The following is a 16,539-nucleotide window of genomic DNA, read 5'->3' on the forward strand; positions in this document are numbered from 1 at the left end:
CGATTCTGGAAGTCCCCATGCTCGGCCCTTGATACTGCCGGCTCGGTTGTTTCGGACGCTCCGCTAGCGGGGGACGCGGCTGGAGTCGAGACCTGCCTCAGGAAGCGATAAACGCCTCCCACGGCAAGTACTGCAATCACAACGATGACGATCGCTGATTTGGACATGACGATTCACGAATTGGGAACAAACCGAGTGTTGAATCCGCCATGGCCTGAGATGACTTGCTCCCGAGTGCGCTGCTGCTGGGCCGCTTCCTCGGCTCTTGCAATCTGATAGAGACTCTGCAGTTTTGTCTGCTCATTGGTCAGCATGTTCTGCTCGGCCTGGATCCTTGCCTGCAGGTCCTGGATCGCCTTGGGGTCCTGTGCGGAAGCGATGCGACTGATCAGCAGTTGCAGCGCCGAGAAACGCTGGCTGGTGTTCTGGTATGCGCTTTGAGTCATCCCGTTGAGCAGTGCTGCCGACTGCCGCCCTTGCTCGACGATCAGCCGCAACTCCGGACTGAGCGCCTCCATCTGGGTTCCTGAGAGGATGCTGTTGGCATGCATGATCGATTGCACCCGGCTGGCTAGCCCCGCATAGCCGGCCGACGTGCCGTTGAGCGTGTTCATCAGCTCGCCATAGCTGGGCGGCAGGTAGTTGCGCGCGAGTTCCGAGGTGGGCAGCAACTGCTCCATGCCGCGACTTCCCGTCATCGCGTTGTGGGTCTGGGTCAGCTGGTCCTTCGATTCCTTCAGTTGGTCGTATTGCTTCTGCATCCCGGAGATCTGCTGCTGCCAGTACATGACCTGCTGAATCAGGTTGGCGACGGCCGTGACGTCGATCACCGGGATGCCGGCTTTCGCATGCAGCGGTGCGAGCGAAGCCGCCACGAGGAGGAGGGCAACAAGGAACTTACGCATGGGAGTTCTCCTGGTGTAAGAGCGAACGGGGAGGGCGGTCGGCCAACGCCTTGCGGAAGGGCGCAAGCCATTTGTCGGGATCCGGTCCGAAGGTCGCGATGCACTCGCGCATGAGGCGGACATTGCTCGTGCGCCCAGAGATGACGTGCAAGGCGTCATCGAAGCCGTGGAGATCGAGCTGTGCGACCACGCTGACATGGTTCTGCTTGATGAGAAATTGCCGAGAGCCAGGCTCGAGTTCCTGCTTGATGAGCGCGAACTCCCTGTCAGTCAGGTTGAAGCCCTGGGTGTACTCGTCGTAGTCCGCCTCCGGATTGGGGAACAGGATCTTCGTGGGCGTCTGTTCCACGATCGCACGCGCAATGCTGGAATCGAGCACATGGCTGGTGCTCTGGGTGAAGGTGGCGATGTTCGCGTTCTTCTTGCGCCAGGTCTCCAGGCCGTTCTTGGCGAACTTCGCGAAGGCCGGGTCGCTCAGGAGCTTGGCGAATTCGTCCATCCAGCACACCAGCGGGCGGCCATCCACCATCCGGTTGACCAGATGAAAGAGGTACATGGTCAGCGGCGCACGCACGGCTTCGTTGTCGAGGAAGTCGGTCACGTCGAAGCCGACCAAGGCGTGCCGGGCCAGCAGCGGAGCCACGTCGTCGCGATCGTTGTCGAAGACCCAGGCATAGTCGCCGCGCTCCGAGGCGCACCATCTGCGAAGGCGCGCGTGCATCCCCTCGGGGTCCGTGATGTCGAGGAAGGCCACCAGACGGGACAGGCGCCTGAACGAGCGTTCGAGCTTCAGGGTGCCATGCAACGCCTGGTCGAGGTCGTCCTCCTGACGGACGCTCAAGGTATCGGTCGGCGTTCGCATGACGAGGCGCCTGAGCCAGTGCCGCATGAACTCGACGTTGTCGGTGACCGCATCGTCGAGCTGCAGCGGATTGCAGCCGGTCGGCACGCCGTTCTTGAGCGGGAGGTACTGGCCGCCCAGCGCTCGCACGAGGATGTGCAGTCCTTCGTCCTTATCGAAGATGACCTGCGTGGCATCGAGGCGATTGCAGATCGCCACCATGCAGAAGCCCAGCAGCGTGGTCTTGCCGGTACCGACCGGCCCGACTCCGGTAATGTGTCCGACGTCGCGGCGACTGCCGCCGTCTGGGCTGCGCGGGTCGCACGCATGCAGCGAGAAGTAATAGGGCGAGCCGGCACGGGTCATGAACATGGCCAGCGCATCGCCCCAGTAGTTGCCCGTCGCCCGGCCGGTCGGGAAATTGTGGAAGGGCGACATCGCGGCGAAGTTGCGGCTGGTCACGGGCGCCTTGCGGCTGCGGTAGCCGAAGTTTCCCGGCAGCTGCGCCCAGAACGCCGCCTCCAGCGCGAGGTCCTCGCGCGCCACGACCATTCCCGTGTCGCCCAGCAGGTAGCGGGCGCGGGCCACGTTGTCGTTGAGCTGCTTGAGGCGGGGCCGGCCTTCGGCCTCGCCGACGCCGTCGTAGGTGTCGGCCAGCACATGCAGGCTGAAGTGGTGGTCGCCCATCACGAAGCGGTTGCTCATCAGGTCGTCCAGCGCGTCCTTGAGCTCCTCGGCCTGCGAGACGGCCAGGTCGCCGGCGGCTGCCATCCGGTGATGCTGGCGGCTCATCATGTCGGTCGCCGTGCCCTTGGCCAGGAAGGTGAAGCTTTGCGTGAACACGAAGGGGAAGGGGGCGGTCAGCAGCGCGCTGAACATGCCCGGCGCTGTCGGCGTGGGGTACTCCTTGATGCCGAGGAATGCCCCGATCCGCGTCTGGGTGCCCGTGCGGTATTCCATGGCTTCGTTGCCGAAGAAAGGCCGGGTGGTGGCCAGGACCTCGTTGAGGGGTGAGCGAGGCAGCGGCATGCGCTGCCATTCCCCGTTGACCAGCAGGCCGTGGAATTCCATCAGGGAGGAGAACAGCACATCCTCTTCGTGCGGCCGATAGATGCCCAGTGCTTCGGGGTCGTAGCGCTCCAGAGCCGCGAGCAGCTCCTGGCGCAGCTTGCCGCAGGCATCGAGGGCATCGCGCAGTTCCGCCTGCGCACCCTCCGGGTCCGCGCGCCTGAAGAGCCGCAATGCGGCGTTGCCTATGCGGGTCGGCTGCGGCCGGAAGACGACCGACAGGTACAGCTCGTTGACCATCAGCCGCTCGCCGGCCATCTTGCGGCGGTACCGCTGCTCGATCTCCTCGGCGAACCCGGGAACCGTCCGCCCGGCCGGATAGGCTGTCTCGCGACGCCGGACCACGTGGGTCCACAGGGCAAGGTTGGGCGAGGCGATGTTGCGCAGCAGGACATTGAGGCGCTCGTGCCAGCCGTTGATGTCATCGTCGTCCGCGCTTTCGAAGCTCGTGCCGGCCAAGCGCAGCGTCTGCACATAGTCGCCCGCGCGCGTCCGGGCCACATGCTCGTCCACATGCGACGACAGCGGGATCATGGTTGCGGCGCCGGCTTCGCGGCGCAGCGTGTGCTCGGAGCGTGACAGCAGCTTCATGGCGATGCCCTGTCAGACCACCGCCACGGGCCAAGTCCGCATGCGGCGGCGCCCCCGCCAGTTGGGCATGTCCAGCGCCAGGGGGCTGTACGAGTTCGCACGCCAGAACCGCAGGTTGCCGCCGAGCATGGCGGGCAGGCGCGTGCGGCCCCACAGCTGCAGCAGGTCGAAGAAGCGCGGCTCGTACAGGCAGACCAGGTAGAGGACCCCGTGGATCGGCACGAAGGCCAGCAGCCACGCGAGGCTCTTGGTCACGATGAATGACTCGGTCGTGACGACGATGTTGAACATCATGGCCGAGTAGGTGACGCCCCAGACCATCGACGGCCGTGTCATGCCGACGAACAGAGGATCCGCAGCGATGCCCTGGTTGCGACTCACGGTTCGCTCTCCCTTACACCCCGAACAGACCCCGGATCCAGGAGACGATCTGGGGGCCGCCGAAGACCAGCACGGTGCCGATCACGACGGCGACCATCCACCACCAGCTCAGGCGGCCGAACCAAGCCATGGCGCCGGAGACCATCACGGCGACCGCCGCCAGCGGCGTCAGGATGGCAACGAGTTGCTGCTGGGTCGCGTTGGCGCCTGTCGCGAACGGGCTTCCGGCCCAGACGATGTCGGCAGGTGCGGCCGCGAGCACGGCGATGAGCAGGCATCCGATCCATCGGGTTCGGACGCCAAATCGCGCTGGGGGCCGGATGTGGTGGATCGAGCATGCGGTCATGGCGTGACTCCAGTGGCCGAGGAAGATCCCGCGGGCACTTGCCCGGACGGGGGCGTGAGAGAAACCGAAGCCGACGGGTCAATGCGCCGGCTGCCGCCGTAGACGTCCCACCAGGGCGTCGGCGCCGCGCGCTTGCCGGCGGGGGCAGGGCCCTTGGTGGCCTGAGCGGCCATGGGCTTGACCGCCGCGGTCTGGGCGGAGGTACGCGAGGTGGACGCGATCTCTCGCTGGATGGCCGCGATATCGCCGAGCGTGCGAACGCGCTGCGCCTCGGCTTCGGTCGCTGCCTGCATATCGGACGCGGCGAGCCGCTCAGCCCTACGGCGCGCGAGATCCTCCAATTGCGCTTGCGACTTCCCGAGCTCTTCGCGAAGGATCGCGATGCGGTCGTGGTCGCGCGCCGCCTGCTGCTGGGGACCGACGACTTGGGATGTGCCGGGCTCTGCCTGTGCCCACAGGGCGCAGGCGTGCGTCGTCAAGCCAGCGACAACAAGCACGGGAGGCCAGGCCGCATATCGGCCTTTGTCGGTCGCGTGCCTGCGTTGAACATCGGGTGCTTGCATGTGGCGCAATGTCCACCTCCGCGCATGCGTGTGTCGACTATTGTTTTTGACAGTGGCATCGCAAAGCGTGGGGCGGCGATATTCGCGAGCGACGCGGCACGGCGATCCATCACGGACCAACGAGGCAGGGCCGCCCTGCGCCGGGATGGCCCTGTCGCAGGTTTCGGCGGCAGCCGCGCAGCGTGCCATGTGGTGTAGAGGACCCGCATGGTTCGCGTCGAGGCCTGAGGAGCAAGTCATGGGCAACGTGGTCATCTTCGGCAACCAGAAAGGTGGCGTCGGCAAGTCGACCCTGGCGGTGCTGTACGCATGCTGGCTGGCCGAGATGCGACGCCAGTCGGTGTGTCTGATCGATCTCGACGCGCAGGCGAACAGCTCGAAATCGCTGCGCAGGTCCTCGGCGATCGTCGAGGCGGTGGAACTTTTCGGTGGGGACATGGGCGCGATCGTCCCGGCCCGCGCGCAGACCATTGCCCTGGTACCGGGCAGCAAGAAGCTGGCCGACGTCGAACTCGCGAGGGCGGAAGTCGTGATTCCCACATTTCGCAGGAACGTGATTCGCCTGGCGCAGGAATTCGACGCAGTCGTGATCGATACGCCGCCAGCACTGGGCTTGCGCATGAGCGCGGCGCTGATCGCCGGTCATGCCGTGGCCTGCCCGATCGAGCTGGAGGAGTACAGCATCGATGGCGTCGCCGACATGCTCAGAACCATCTTTGGCGTCAGACAGCGCTACAACCCGCAACTGCGGCTGGCGGCCATCGTTTTGAACCGGTTCAATCCGCATTCGTTGCGGCAGAAGGCCGCGATGCAGGATCTGGCCTTGAACTTCCGGGAGTTCGTGATACCGGCACGGATCTCGACCCGCTCGGCCATTCCCGAGGCGCTGGCCGCGGGCGTGCCGGTGTGGCGATTGCCCAAGAGCGCGGCCCGCGAGGCGAGCCTCGAGGTGATGCAGGTGTTCGAGTTGCTGCAGCAACGCATCGACGCCTCGAGCATGCCGGTGCCTGCGGACGAGCAGCCATGAATGCGCCCGACGGGCTGGACCTGAGTGCGCTGTCGCAGTTCAGGGCGGCTGATCTGCTCACGGGCGAAGCGGCCTCTGCGGGCCTGGGCACACCGATGCAGGTGGCGCTCGACCGCATCGACTTCGACCCTCGCCAGCCCCGCCGTCGCATCCGTAGCGAACGCATCGAGGAACTTGCCGCATCGATCCAAGAGCATGGCGTGCTGGAGCCGGTATCGTTGCGACGCCATCCCGAACATGCGGACCGATACATCGTCAACCGCGGCGAACGCAGGGTGCGCGCCGCGCGCCAGGCAGGGCTCGCCACAGTCCCGGCATTCGTGGACGAGCGGGTCGACCCGTTCGCCCAGGCCGCGGAGAACCTGCACCGCGAGGACATGTCGCCATTTGATCTGACTTCCTTCATCGCCGACCGGGAAAAGGAGGGCCATTCGCGCGCCGAGATCGCGCGCCGCCTGGGCAAACCGCGTTCCTTCATCACCGAGGCCGCTCGGCTCAGCGACGCACCGCCGCAATTGCGGCAGGCGGTGGAGGACGGGCGGGTCGGCGGGGACGTGCGATTGCTCTACGAGCTGGTGGCCATCGCGAAAGATCGCCCGCATGAACTTGAGGAACTGCTGGCGCGGGGCGAGCCGATCGGACGTGCGCAGGCAAGACATCGCCCGCCGCCGTCCCAGTCCCTCCGCGGCTCGATGCCAGCGGCGCCCGGGAGCGGCCTTGCCAAGGTCATCAGCGCCGGCCGCACGGTGCTTGTGGTGGAGCACGGCGGACGGCGCGGATCGCTGCGCGTCAAGGCGAAGGACGGCGACGTCGGAGAGGTCCGCTTCGGCGACGGCACGCGTGCCTTGCTGCCGCTGGCGGACTTGCGGCTGGTGTGCTGGGCCACAGAAGATTAGGGGTGCGGCGGCCGTCGGTTGACGAGTTTTGGCGCCTGACGTGCGCGCGTCGTGGCGGGCGGTCCGGCGACGGGCAGTCGCTGTTGCGCCGGGAAAGGCCTACGCCTGCTAGGCCGCGCCTGCACTTTTCATCGTGGCGAGCCGCCGCCGGTATTCGCGCGGCGTCATCTGCAGGTCGCGAACGAAGGCTCTGCGCATCACCTCCTGGGACCCGTAGCCGCATTGCCCAGCGATGGTCTTGAGGGGAAGTGGGCTTGTCTCGAGCAGGCGGCGGGCGGCGTCGAGGCGCATCTGCTGTACGCCACGCCCGGGCGACAGACCCGTCGCGCGTTCGTAGAAGCGTGCGAAGGAGCGTGCGGACATGTGGACCTCCTGCGCCAATCGGGCGACGCTGAGGTTCTCCTGCAGATGCGCCGCGATCCACTGATGCAGCGTGCCGATGCGCGCATCGATCGCGGGCGGCTCGGTTGACATCCGGCGACGGCGTGGCATGCCGTAGCGACGGCGGCGTGGTCCGGCAAGGCGCGTGGCGAGCATGTCCGCAAATGCAGCACCTCGGTCCTCCGTGATCCACGACAGCGCCAGGTCTTCCCCCTGGCCCGGTTCGATGACCCGCCAGCCATGCGCTTTGGTGCAAGCCGCGGACAGGTCTGCGCCCTGCCCACGGCGCGGCGCCGGCGGTGCGGCGCGGCCTTGTCGCCGCACGGCGTGGACGTCTGGCGTACGCGGCAGCAAAGCTCGGGCACCCAGGACGGCGCAGCGGCTCAGCTGCCTCCGGTTCCAGGAGAGCCATTCGCGCAAACGCCGCCCGCCCGCCGGTCCAGCCGAGCCCGGATCGGGCTCGCCACTGATGAAGAGCGTGCTCGCCCGACCGACGAGCCGGTGCGGCAATGCACGCGTCGAGAGTGCCACACCACTTGAACTCAGGGCCTGGCCGCCCGTCGCCGAGGCCAATCGAACGTCGTAGCCGGCGAGCTTGCCGCGCGCCCTGCGCAAGGCGGCATTGGCGGCCTTGAAGACCGCGAGCATGCGGATGATGTCGAGAAGAAGGAATCCGGGAAGTAGCAGGAACCAGACCTTGTGCATCATGAGGAGCCACCGTAGGGAGGATCAATCCGGAATCTCACGACGCTGCGCCGCACCGCGCCAGTGCACGAAGGGGAGCTCGCGAGATTGGCAGAAATGGTGGTGAATTTTGCCTCCGGGCTCGGCCATGCGCTCCTAGACTGTCGCACCCTTGCCTCCATCACATGCTGAGTGGCCGCCGGGGGCGAGCAGCAGGCCGGCCCGGCGCGGGTCGGTTCAAAGGCTGAAGCCGCTGGTCTTCTCTTCCTGGCGGACTCCACACCGGGAGCCTCGACGGTACTCGCGAAAAGGGCGGGGTTGCCGACGACACAGGAAGCGCACCTATGAACGATTGGACTCAGGATGTTCTTGGTCGGTTGAGCCAGGCCAGCGAGCCTTCGGAGGTGCTCGCGCAGATCAGCGTGGCAACCAGGCACCTCGGCTTCGAGCACTGCGCCTACGGGCTGCGCACGCTCGTGCCCTTCACCCGACAGAAGACCTTGATGTTCAGCACGTACGACGAGCGGTGGAACCGCCGTTACATCGATGCCGGATACCTCCAGATCGATCCCACGGTCGCTCACGGCGTGCACAGCGGCACGCCCGTGGTCTGGAACAACGAAGTCTTCCGGAACGCCCCACAGATGTGGGACGAGGCGCGCTCGTTCGGCCTGCGCTTTGGCTGGGCGCAATCGGTCTTCGAGCCCGATGCGCGGGTCGGCATGCTGACGCTTGCCAGGTCGGGCGAACCACTGACGGCCGCGGAGATGCTCGCCAAGGACCCCTTGCTGCAGTGGCTGGTGCATACCGCCCACCGCGCGTTCTGCCGCCTTCTGGGAGGCAGCCCGCTCGAGAGGATCGAGCCGCTGAGCGGACGACAGGTCGAGGTGCTGCGCTGGACGGGTGATGGCAAGACGAGCGATGCGATCGCATCCATTCTTGGCATCTCGAAACCCACGGTCGAATTTCATCTGCAGAACGCCATGGCCAGATTGGGTGCGCCCACCAAGAGTTCGGCCGCGGCGTTCGCTTCACGGCTCGGGCTCCTGAACTGATTGGAGGGCCGCAGGGGGCGCGCCAGCCCGGCTGCAGGGGACTCAACCGACCGCGTCGGCGTGCCGGTGTTGGCGCGGATGCCAGTTCGTGTCCACGTCGATGAAACAGGCAAAGAGATGCTGGCCCTCGATCAGCACCGGCGGCGCCGCGCGGTGCACGGACAGGCCCGCGCGGCGCAGGATGCGCTCGATGCCCAGTGGCGAGGCGCTGATGAGCCGCCGTCCTCCCTGCTTGGCAACAGTCCGCATCGCGACGCTCAGCATGTCGAGCGCGAGCGACCAGCCGTGTGGACTCTCGCCCGCGCTGAGCCGCATCCAATCGGCAGCGGCGAATCGCGACAGTTCCCAGACGTCAGGCGAGCACGGCGCGGGCGTGTCGCCGAGCAGTTGAGGAAAGACACTGGCGAGCAGATAGGGCCGGTGCGTGGGCAAGAGGCGGCTCGTGCCGACAATCTCCCCGTCCGTATTGCGCGCGATCAGATAGATGGTGTCCTTCCGGTCAAATTCGTCCAGCTCCAGCCGGCCGCGCGTATCGAGCTTCCAGCCCAGCTTCTCGACGAAAATCTCGTGCCGGTAGCGTGCCATGTCGAACAGCACGTCTGCCGTGAAAGAGTCGATCGTTCCCGCAATGATCTCCATGAGGTCACCTCGTTGAATGAGGCCCGCATTACAGCGTGATGACAGACGCGGGGACACTGTCAGAGTTGATAGGGCGGCGAACGCCGCGACGAGCGCTTCATCGACCGCCTGCGACACCATGGCACGGGGACAGTGGGGACTTCTTACCTACGGACGCCGCGCGGTCCAGACAGTGAAGACGCCGGCCGCGACGATCAGCAGCACGCCGACGGCGGCCTGGGGCCGAGGCATGTCGCCCCAGATCGCGTATCCCAGCAGCAGGGCCCAGACGATCAGGCTGTAGCGGAAAGGTGTGACGACCGAGAGATCGACGCCGCGGCAGGCGACGATGAGCGCGTAGTTGCCCAGCGCCGCGCAACCCGCAGCCGCCGCGAGCATGCTGAGCTCGTACCGCGTGAGCGTCGTCCAGCGTTCCACGAGACCCAGCAGCAGGCCCGCCAGGCACACGGCCAGCGTGGTCGCGACCGCGATGGTCGACGAAGGGATCGTGGCGGGGATGCGTCGCGTCACCAGGTCGCGGGCCGCCAACGAGGCGGCACATAACAGCGCACAGGCAAGACCGGCCGCGGGGACATCCGGCCGCGCAGCCGGCTGGATGACCAGCAGGACGCCACCAAATCCCGCGGCAGCAGCCAACAGACGCCCACCACGCCAGGGCTCCCACCGCAGCGCCATCGCCGTGGCGGCGATCATCAGTGGTGCGGTCATCATGAGCGTGCTCACAGTGGCAAGCGGCGCCAGCGACAGGGCGACCACGGAGGTGAGGGCCGTCGTGACCTCGAGTCCGCAGCGCACCCCCACGAGCGGGCGCAGTGCCATTCGCCAGCTACCGCGCGTGCCCCGCGCGATGGCCAGGACGAAGATGGTCGCGAACGCACCGCGCACGGCAAGAACCTGCCCGGGCGGCAGGCTTTGCGCGACCAGCTTCACGAAGACATCGTTGAGGACGTAGCAGCCCATGGCCACCAGCATGAGCAGGATCCCCCGGCGATTGGCCTGCGCGCTAGCCATGGGCGGACGGTGGCGGCGTCGGAGTGGTGTGCGGAGCCATAGGGTCGCGTGGCGGCTCCGGGAGCACCGATGCGCTTGCGACACTTGCATCCACGCCCGTCCCTGGCCGCGTGGCGAGCGGTGCACCGCAGCGCCTGAGAACATCCCACAGCGCCTGTGCTTTCAGCACGATCTCCTCGACTTCGGCATCGGGGTCGGACATCGCGACGATGGCACCGCCAGCACCGATGGAGATCCGGCCGTTGGCCGATACCAGCGTGCGGATCACGATGTTGAGCTGGGCCGCGCCGTCGAGCGACAGATAGCCGATGCTGCCGGAGTAGATGCCGCGCGCGGCATCTTCGAGTTCGTCCAGGATCCTCATCGTGCGCACCTTGGGGGCGCCGGTCATGGAGCCGCCGGGGAAGGCGGAGCGCACACAATCGATGGTCCCCAGGTCCGCTCGCAGCCTCCCGCGGATGGTGCTGACCAATTGGTGCACGGTGGCATAGGTTTCGACCGCGAACAGGCTCGGCACGTGAACGCTGTCGACTTCGCAGACCCGGTTGAGGTCGTTGCGCAGCAGGTCGACGATCATCAGGTTCTCCGCGCGGGTCTTCTCGTCGGCGACCATGGCGTCCGCGATCACTTCGTCTTCCGCCGGCGTCGCGCCGCGCGCCGCGGTCCCCTTGATGGGCTTCGATTCCACCTCCCGGTCGCCGGAGATGCGCAGGAAGAGTTCGGGCGAGGCGCACAGCACGGCATAGCCCCCGATGCGCAGGTAGGCCGCATAAGGCGCCGGATTGTGCCTGCGCAGGACCCGATAAACCTCCAGCGGTCGGATGCGTCCTTCGCCGACCAGCTGGTTCGTGAGGCAGACCTCGTAGGTCTCCCCCTGCAGGATCTCGTGCTGGCAGCGCAGGATGAGTTCGCGGTAGGTCGCTAGGTCCACCCGCCAAGCCAATGAATGCAGCTCGCGGGCCGCGTCTGTGCCTTCCTCCGGCCGCGCCACCTGTGCTTCTTCCAGTCGCGCGTGCATGGCCTGCATCCAGCGGCGATTCTCATTGCATGGTGCGTCCTCATCGAGGCAGACGATCCAGACCTGCTGCTCGAGATGGTCGAAGGCAAGAAAGCGGTCTGCGAGGATCCACACCGCGTCCGGGGTGTCCGCGTCGTGGGCGCGTGCACCGTCGAGCTCGCGCTTGAGCTCGTAGCCGAAGTAGCCCACAAAGCCGCAGGCGAAGTCGAAGGGAAGTTTCGGGCCCGCCGGCGACTGGCCCGGGAGATGGTCGCGCAGGTAGTCGAAGATGCTCTCGTCGCGCACCTGGACGACGTCGCCCCGGCGCACCATCAGTTCGCGGGGCGCGGTGCGGTAGTACAGTACCTGGGAGCGCGGACCGCTCGCATCGCCCATGAAGGAGAAGCGCGCCCGCCCGGCTTCGGCGAGGCTGCTGTCCAGCCAGAAAGCGCAATCGCTCTGAGCGAACGTGCTCATGAACACGGCCTCGGCATCGGCCGCGGTGTCGATGCACTCCGCGTGCAGCGACAACGCCTGCGGACCTTCAAGGTGCAATGCGGGTCCGAAGCGATCCCGTGCCTCGCGTCGCGGCGCCTGCGCGAGCCATTCCAGCGTCAAGTCCCTGAAGTTGCGCAGCAGCCGGGCGCCGAATTCGGTGCAGATCGACTCCGGATGGAACTGCACTCCCCACCAAGGCAGCGAGACGTGGCGCAATCCCATCAGTGTGCCGTCGGACGTCCAGGCGAGCGGCTCCAGGGATGAGGGCAACTGCGTGACCGCGAGGGAGTGGTAGCGCACCGCCTCGAAGCGGTCCGGAATGCCGGCGAAAAGATCGCGCTGCGCGTGCGACACACGATCGAGGCGTCCGTGCATCGGCCGCACCGCCAGATCGACCCGGGCGCCGCAGTGGTGGGCGATGGCCTGGTGGCCGAGGCAGACGCCGAGCACGGGTTTGCGGGAACGCTGCAGCGCATCGGCCGAGATGCCGAGGTCGGCGCGTCGCTGCGGACGCCCGGGCCCCGGCGAGATCACGATGTTGTCGAAGTGCATGCGCTCGACCTCGTCCCAGTGCATCTCGTTGTTGCGCAGCACGATCGGCGGTTCGCCGTTGCAGGCCGCCAGGTACTGGTAAAGGTTGTAGGTGAACGAGTCGTAGTTGTCGATCAGCAGCGTGCGCATGGGATGCTCCTTGGCGGTAAGCGGAGCTGTGCATCGTTGAAGATCCGTGTCCGCGTCGCAACTGCGCAATGTGCTAGTTGCTCGGCGTGGGCAGCTTGCCGAAGGGGACGCTGCAGGTCCCTGGTAGATCAGGGTTCACTCATCTTTTGCCCTGAACCGATCGCGGTGGAAGGAGCGTTGCCCATGCGGTCTCACTGCGCAACGCTTCTCATCTCATGGCCGGTGCGCGAACCCAATACTGCTGTCTGTTCCGGCGCTCGCCGTCGGTCTGCGGCCAAGACGGATTCGATCGACAAGGCCGCAGCCAGTACACGGGCACCTCGCCAATGCGCGGTGACGACTGCGACCGGTGCGAGGAGAAAAGTTGCGCCTCGATCTGCCCACCACACGGCGGTGTCAATCGAGGTCATGCCGAGCGATGCCTGCTCGAACGAGATGAAACACGCCGGCGAAAGGCGCGCTCTTCCCGCGACCTCGAGTCACTCGCGCCGGTGATGTTCCATGGGCCGTTGCCTGAGCGAGAAAGTGCGTCGCAGGCGGAACGAGCCGCCTTCGCACGAGTCCACTCCGGCTTCCTCGAAGACGCGTCCTGTGGACTTGGACTTGTGCTGGGATGGCTTCTGTCACTGCACGCCGGCGCGTGTGGAGGGCGCAGGGACGGTCCTTCCATGCCCGCGTCGGGACGCACAGCCAAGCTGGGTTCCGGGCCAGCACAGGTCTGATGCAGCGATGAGGAGTTTTTGGAAGTGAGACGCCGCGCGCCATCAGGCCGGCCATCCCGTGAGTTTTCAGAGGCCTCTCACAACTCATAGTTGTCTAAGGTGGCACCTCGTCGCACGCTAGAAGAAAATCCATGCGGAAGACGATGCTTGAGAGAGAGGCTGCCGCTGGGTTGGACAGCGATTGTCGAGCCAGGCGCAGTGTGGCGCTGTCGCTCTGGCTTGGGCACCAGTTCTACTTCTCTCCGGGCTCTTCAAGCGAGGAAATGCTCCGTTGAAACGCACAACCGCAACTTGAAAGCACTGCACCCATGAAGGATCTGTCATGCATCTCGAACACCGTGTCAATCATCGCGAACTTGGTCCACAGACTGTCGGTGCTCCCGCGTTCTTTCGCATGGCCGATGTGGTACGCATCACCGCACTGAGTCGCACCACCGTGTACCGAAGAATTGCTGGAGGAAAGTTTCCCCCTCCCGTGCACCTGGGCGGCCGCGCTTGTGGTTGGCCGCGTGCGGCGATTCAGCGCTGGATCGATGATCCGGAGGGTTACGGGGATGCCTCGCTCACGCACACGCGTCGAGTGAGTTGACTGTACGGACGCGATCCGGTGCCGCGCGTTGCGCGTCAGGGGGGCTGTCGCCCAAATTGCCTGCATCAAGGCATCGGTGTATCGCTCCGGAAGCCTCGACGTCGTTCGTAAGAAATGAACGCCTTGCCGAGGCGCAACTAGGCCGCCTTGAGTGCCAGGATTTGCGCGCTTGCGGCAAGTTGGCCCAGGTAGTCCGCCCAGCGCTGCATCATGTGCTTGCGCTTGTCCATGAACTCCGCGCGGTCGTAGGCCGTGCCCAGCGGCCCGCTCTTGCCATGGGCAAGCTGTGCCTCGATGACGTCGGGCGAAATGCCGTGCAATTGCTCCGCCATGACCGTGCGGGCCATTGCACGAAAACCGTGGGCGGTCATCTCGTCGTTGGTGTACCCCAGCCTTCGCAATGCGGCGTTCACGGTGTTTTCGCTCATGGGGCGTTCTCCCGTGCGGATGCTGGGGAATACGTATCGGCCATGTCCGGTCAATGGCTCAATTTCCTCCAGTGTCTGCAGCGCCTGCTTCGCCAGCGGCACAAAGTGGGGCCGGCCGTTGAGCTTTTCATGGAGCCTGCGCTTCATGTCCTGCGCCGGGATGGTCAGCATCGCTTTTTCGAAGTCGATCCAGGCCCATTCCATCGCACGGATGTTGCCCGGGCGCTGAAAGAGCAGGGCGGACAGGAGGAGGGCGGCACGGGTGATCGGCTGCCCGCTGTAGCCGTAGATGGCGCGCATCAATTCGCCCACTTTCTGGGGCTCCAGAACGGCGGCCATGCTCTTTGTGAGCACAGGCCGGAGCGCGCCGTGCAGGTCCGGGGCCGGATTGCTCGCGCACCGGCCTGTCTGCACACCGTAGCGGAACACCTGTCCGGCGCACTGGCGCAGGGTGTGGGCTGTCTCGATCACGCCCCGGCCCTCGATGCGCTTGAGCGCGTGCAGAAGGTCCTTGGCTTGGATCGAGGCGATGGGCAGCTTGCCGATGTAGGGGAACAGGTCCTTGTCCATGATGCGCAGCCAGCGCTCCGAATAGGACGCGCTCCAACTGCTGGCCTTGGTCGCATGGAATTCCCGCGCCAAGGCCTCGAAGGTATTGGCTGCTTCCACCGCCCGGGACAGTTTCTCTGCGCGCTTCGCCAGGCCGGGATCGACGTTGTCTGCAAGCAGCTCGCGAGCCTTGTCGCGTCGCTGCCGGGCCTTCGCGAGCGATACCGCAGGGTAGACGCCCAAGGCCAGCGTCTTCGCCTTGCCGTTGAACCGATAGTCCATGCGCCAGTACTTGCTTGCGGCTTTGACGCGCAGGTACATGCCGCCACCGTCCGCGTAGCGCTCGCCGATCTCGGTGCCCTTGTGCTTCACTTGCCTCACGAAAGTGTCTGTCAGCATTGGGTTTTTCTCCTTCCTGTCGGTACCTGGTTTCGGCAGCAGGGCAGATACCTGCAAAAGTACCGACAAAATACCGACAAGACATGCTATGCCCCGATCTGTCGTGGAGCAAAGAAAAACCCGCTTCTCCTCGAAGGAGAGCGGGTTTCAGGATGACTTGGAGCGGTTCGGGACTGGAAATTGGCCTGCCCGGAGGGGATCGAACCCCCGACAACCTGCTTAGAAGGCAGGTGCTCTATCCAACTGAGCTACGGGCAGATTGCGAGCCGGACAGAAGCAAAGGCTCGGCGGCGGGTCGCGCACATAAATGCTGACCTTCGGATTATCGCCTCAGTCCCGACGCCATTTGCCCGCCGCAGGCGAGGAGGGCGGCGACGAGGCGCTTCAACGCTTTGTCTACGAGCGAACGCGGGCCGAGGGCGAGCCGAGCCGGCTTGAGATTTCCGCTGCGGCATCGCGAACGGCTTGCGCAGCGCTGGAATTCCAGTCCGCCGAAAAACCATCCTGATGCCCGAGCGCCGTGATGACGACGGCGGCGTTTCCTTCGTGATCGAGGGCGGGGGCACTGAAAGCGTTCACGCCGGGGATCGGTTTCCCCTCGGCGCGCGTGACGCCATGCTCGCGAAGCTCTTCGGCCGCGTCTCGCAGTTCCTTGGCCTTCAGCTTCAGCAGCGGGACCTTCTGATTTTCCGGGTCTCCCAGCGCTGACGCCATGGCTTTCTCGATGCGATCGCCGGACATGACGCCCGCGAAAGCGCGGCCGGTGGCCGTGCCGAGGATGGACATCACGGTTCCGGCGCGCATCGACACGTGAAGCGGTTCGCGGGCATCGATCATTCGAATGATGGTGGGTCCGAAGTTGCCCCAGATGGCAACCGCTACCGCATGCCCCGTCGATGCGGCAAGCCGCTCGGCGACGGGCAGGGCAACGCGGACGGGGTCCAGTTGATGCAGGCATGTCAGCCCTAGTTGCAATGCCGCGGGCCCCAGCGCGTACCGGCCTGTTTCGGACTCCTGCTCAATCAGCCCGAGCTTGCCAAAACTCACCAGGTACGGGTGCGCACGCGAGGCCGGCAGCCCGGAGCGACTGGAGAGATCTCTGAGCGTCAAGGGGCTCTGGCTGCCAGCCAGGGCGAGCAACAGGCGCCCGCCAACCTCGATTGCCTGAACGGCGCGCTGCGCCTTGTCTTCCTTCACTGCTGCTCCTCCTTCGGGTTCGGTCTCTCGCGTCTCTCGCATAGGGTCCTTCAAGTTTGCGCGTCTAGTTTGCCTACCGATTGGCTGCCGA

General features: G+C 65.8%; 15 protein-coding genes and 1 tRNA gene. 4 read left to right on the forward strand and 12 right to left on the reverse strand.

Features of this window, described 5'->3' with window-relative positions; translation table 11 throughout:
- Window positions 1–173 precede the first annotated feature (173 nt).
- From QFZ42_RS09540 to QFZ42_RS09560, 5 genes are read right to left on the reverse strand one after another with little or no spacing between them, the layout of a single operon-like run.
- Complete coding sequence (locus QFZ42_RS09540) at window positions 174–905, reverse strand: type IV secretion system protein (RefSeq protein ID WP_307700728.1); 732 nt, start codon at window positions 903–905, stop codon at window positions 174–176.
- Window positions 898–3,405: a VirB4 family type IV secretion/conjugal transfer ATPase gene (locus QFZ42_RS09545; RefSeq protein WP_307700729.1), complete on the reverse strand. Its 2,508-nt coding sequence runs from the start codon at window positions 3,403–3,405 to the stop codon at window positions 898–900. The genes QFZ42_RS09540 and QFZ42_RS09545 overlap by 8 nt, the downstream gene beginning before the upstream one ends.
- 12 nt (window positions 3,406–3,417) lie before the next feature.
- Window positions 3,418–3,786 carry a type IV secretion system protein VirB3 gene (locus QFZ42_RS09550; protein WP_307700730.1) on the reverse strand — a complete coding sequence of 123 codons (369 nt, stop codon included), beginning with the start codon at window positions 3,784–3,786 and terminating at the stop codon, window positions 3,418–3,420.
- A gap of 13 nt (window positions 3,787–3,799) precedes the next feature.
- Window positions 3,800–4,132, reverse strand: coding sequence for a TrbC/VirB2 family protein (locus tag QFZ42_RS09555; protein ID WP_307700731.1), 333 nt, complete (start codon window positions 4,130–4,132; stop codon window positions 3,800–3,802).
- Complete coding sequence (locus tag QFZ42_RS09560) at window positions 4,129–4,611, reverse strand: hypothetical protein (RefSeq protein ID WP_307700732.1); 483 nt, start codon at window positions 4,609–4,611, stop codon at window positions 4,129–4,131. The genes QFZ42_RS09555 and QFZ42_RS09560 overlap by 4 nt, the downstream gene beginning before the upstream one ends.
- Before the next feature lie 322 nt (window positions 4,612–4,933).
- On the opposite strand from QFZ42_RS09560, the gene QFZ42_RS09565 reads away from it, so the two are divergent.
- Both QFZ42_RS09565 and QFZ42_RS09570 read left to right on the forward strand, forming a co-directional pair.
- Window positions 4,934–5,722 carry a ParA family protein gene (locus QFZ42_RS09565; protein ID WP_307700733.1) on the forward strand — a complete coding sequence of 263 codons (789 nt, stop codon included), beginning with the start codon at window positions 4,934–4,936 and terminating at the stop codon, window positions 5,720–5,722.
- The gene (locus QFZ42_RS09570; protein WP_307700734.1) at window positions 5,719–6,618 is read left to right on the forward strand and encodes a ParB/RepB/Spo0J family partition protein; all 900 of its coding nucleotides are present in this window, start codon (window positions 5,719–5,721) and stop codon (window positions 6,616–6,618) included. The genes QFZ42_RS09565 and QFZ42_RS09570 overlap by 4 nt, the downstream gene beginning before the upstream one ends.
- Window positions 6,619–6,726: 108 nt before the next feature.
- Here the strand turns inward: QFZ42_RS09570 and QFZ42_RS09575 are convergent, their stop codons facing one another.
- Window positions 6,727–7,707 (reverse strand): helix-turn-helix domain-containing protein, encoded by a 981-nt coding sequence (locus QFZ42_RS09575; protein WP_307700735.1) that lies wholly within the window; start codon window positions 7,705–7,707, stop codon window positions 6,727–6,729.
- 320 nt (window positions 7,708–8,027) lie between these two features.
- On the opposite strand from QFZ42_RS09575, the gene QFZ42_RS09580 reads away from it, so the two are divergent.
- Entirely contained in the window at window positions 8,028–8,738 is a 711-nt protein-coding gene (locus QFZ42_RS09580) for an autoinducer binding domain-containing protein (protein ID WP_307700736.1), read from the forward strand.
- Window positions 8,739–8,780: 42 nt separating this feature from the next.
- On the opposite strand, the gene QFZ42_RS09585 is transcribed toward QFZ42_RS09580, so the two are convergent.
- From QFZ42_RS09585 to pabB, 3 genes are all read right to left on the reverse strand, one after another.
- Window positions 8,781–9,377, reverse strand: coding sequence for an acyl-homoserine-lactone synthase (locus tag QFZ42_RS09585; protein ID WP_307700737.1), 597 nt, complete (start codon window positions 9,375–9,377; stop codon window positions 8,781–8,783).
- A 147-nt stretch (window positions 9,378–9,524) separates the two neighbouring features.
- Window positions 9,525–10,388, reverse strand: a complete 864-nt coding sequence (locus QFZ42_RS09590) for a DMT family transporter (RefSeq protein WP_307700738.1) — start codon at window positions 10,386–10,388, stop codon at window positions 9,525–9,527.
- Window positions 10,381–12,564: an aminodeoxychorismate synthase component I gene (gene pabB, locus QFZ42_RS09595; RefSeq protein WP_307700739.1), complete on the reverse strand. Its 2,184-nt coding sequence runs from the start codon at window positions 12,562–12,564 to the stop codon at window positions 10,381–10,383. Before pabB ends, QFZ42_RS09590 begins: the two co-directional genes overlap by 8 nt.
- A gap of 1,116 nt (window positions 12,565–13,680) precedes the next feature.
- Here pabB and QFZ42_RS09600 point away from each other — a divergent pair.
- Window positions 13,681–13,875, forward strand: coding sequence for a helix-turn-helix transcriptional regulator (locus QFZ42_RS09600; protein ID WP_307704205.1), 195 nt, complete (start codon window positions 13,681–13,683; stop codon window positions 13,873–13,875).
- Between the two features lie 137 nt (window positions 13,876–14,012).
- Here the strand turns inward: QFZ42_RS09600 and QFZ42_RS09605 are convergent, their stop codons facing one another.
- The 3 genes from QFZ42_RS09605 to QFZ42_RS09615 form a co-directional block, all read right to left on the reverse strand.
- Window positions 14,013–15,251, reverse strand: a complete 1,239-nt coding sequence (locus tag QFZ42_RS09605; protein ID WP_307704206.1) for a tyrosine-type recombinase/integrase — start codon at window positions 15,249–15,251, stop codon at window positions 14,013–14,015.
- Between the two features lie 181 nt (window positions 15,252–15,432).
- Window positions 15,433–15,509 (reverse strand) — tRNA-Arg (locus QFZ42_RS09610).
- A gap of 138 nt (window positions 15,510–15,647) precedes the next feature.
- Window positions 15,648–16,448: an IclR family transcriptional regulator gene (locus QFZ42_RS09615; protein WP_307700740.1), complete on the reverse strand. Its 801-nt coding sequence runs from the start codon at window positions 16,446–16,448 to the stop codon at window positions 15,648–15,650.
- Between the last annotated feature and the right edge of the window lie 91 nt (window positions 16,449–16,539).

Source organism: Variovorax paradoxus, from assembly GCF_030815855.1.
Classification (GTDB): Bacteria; Pseudomonadota; Gammaproteobacteria; order Burkholderiales; family Burkholderiaceae_C; genus Variovorax; species Variovorax paradoxus_M.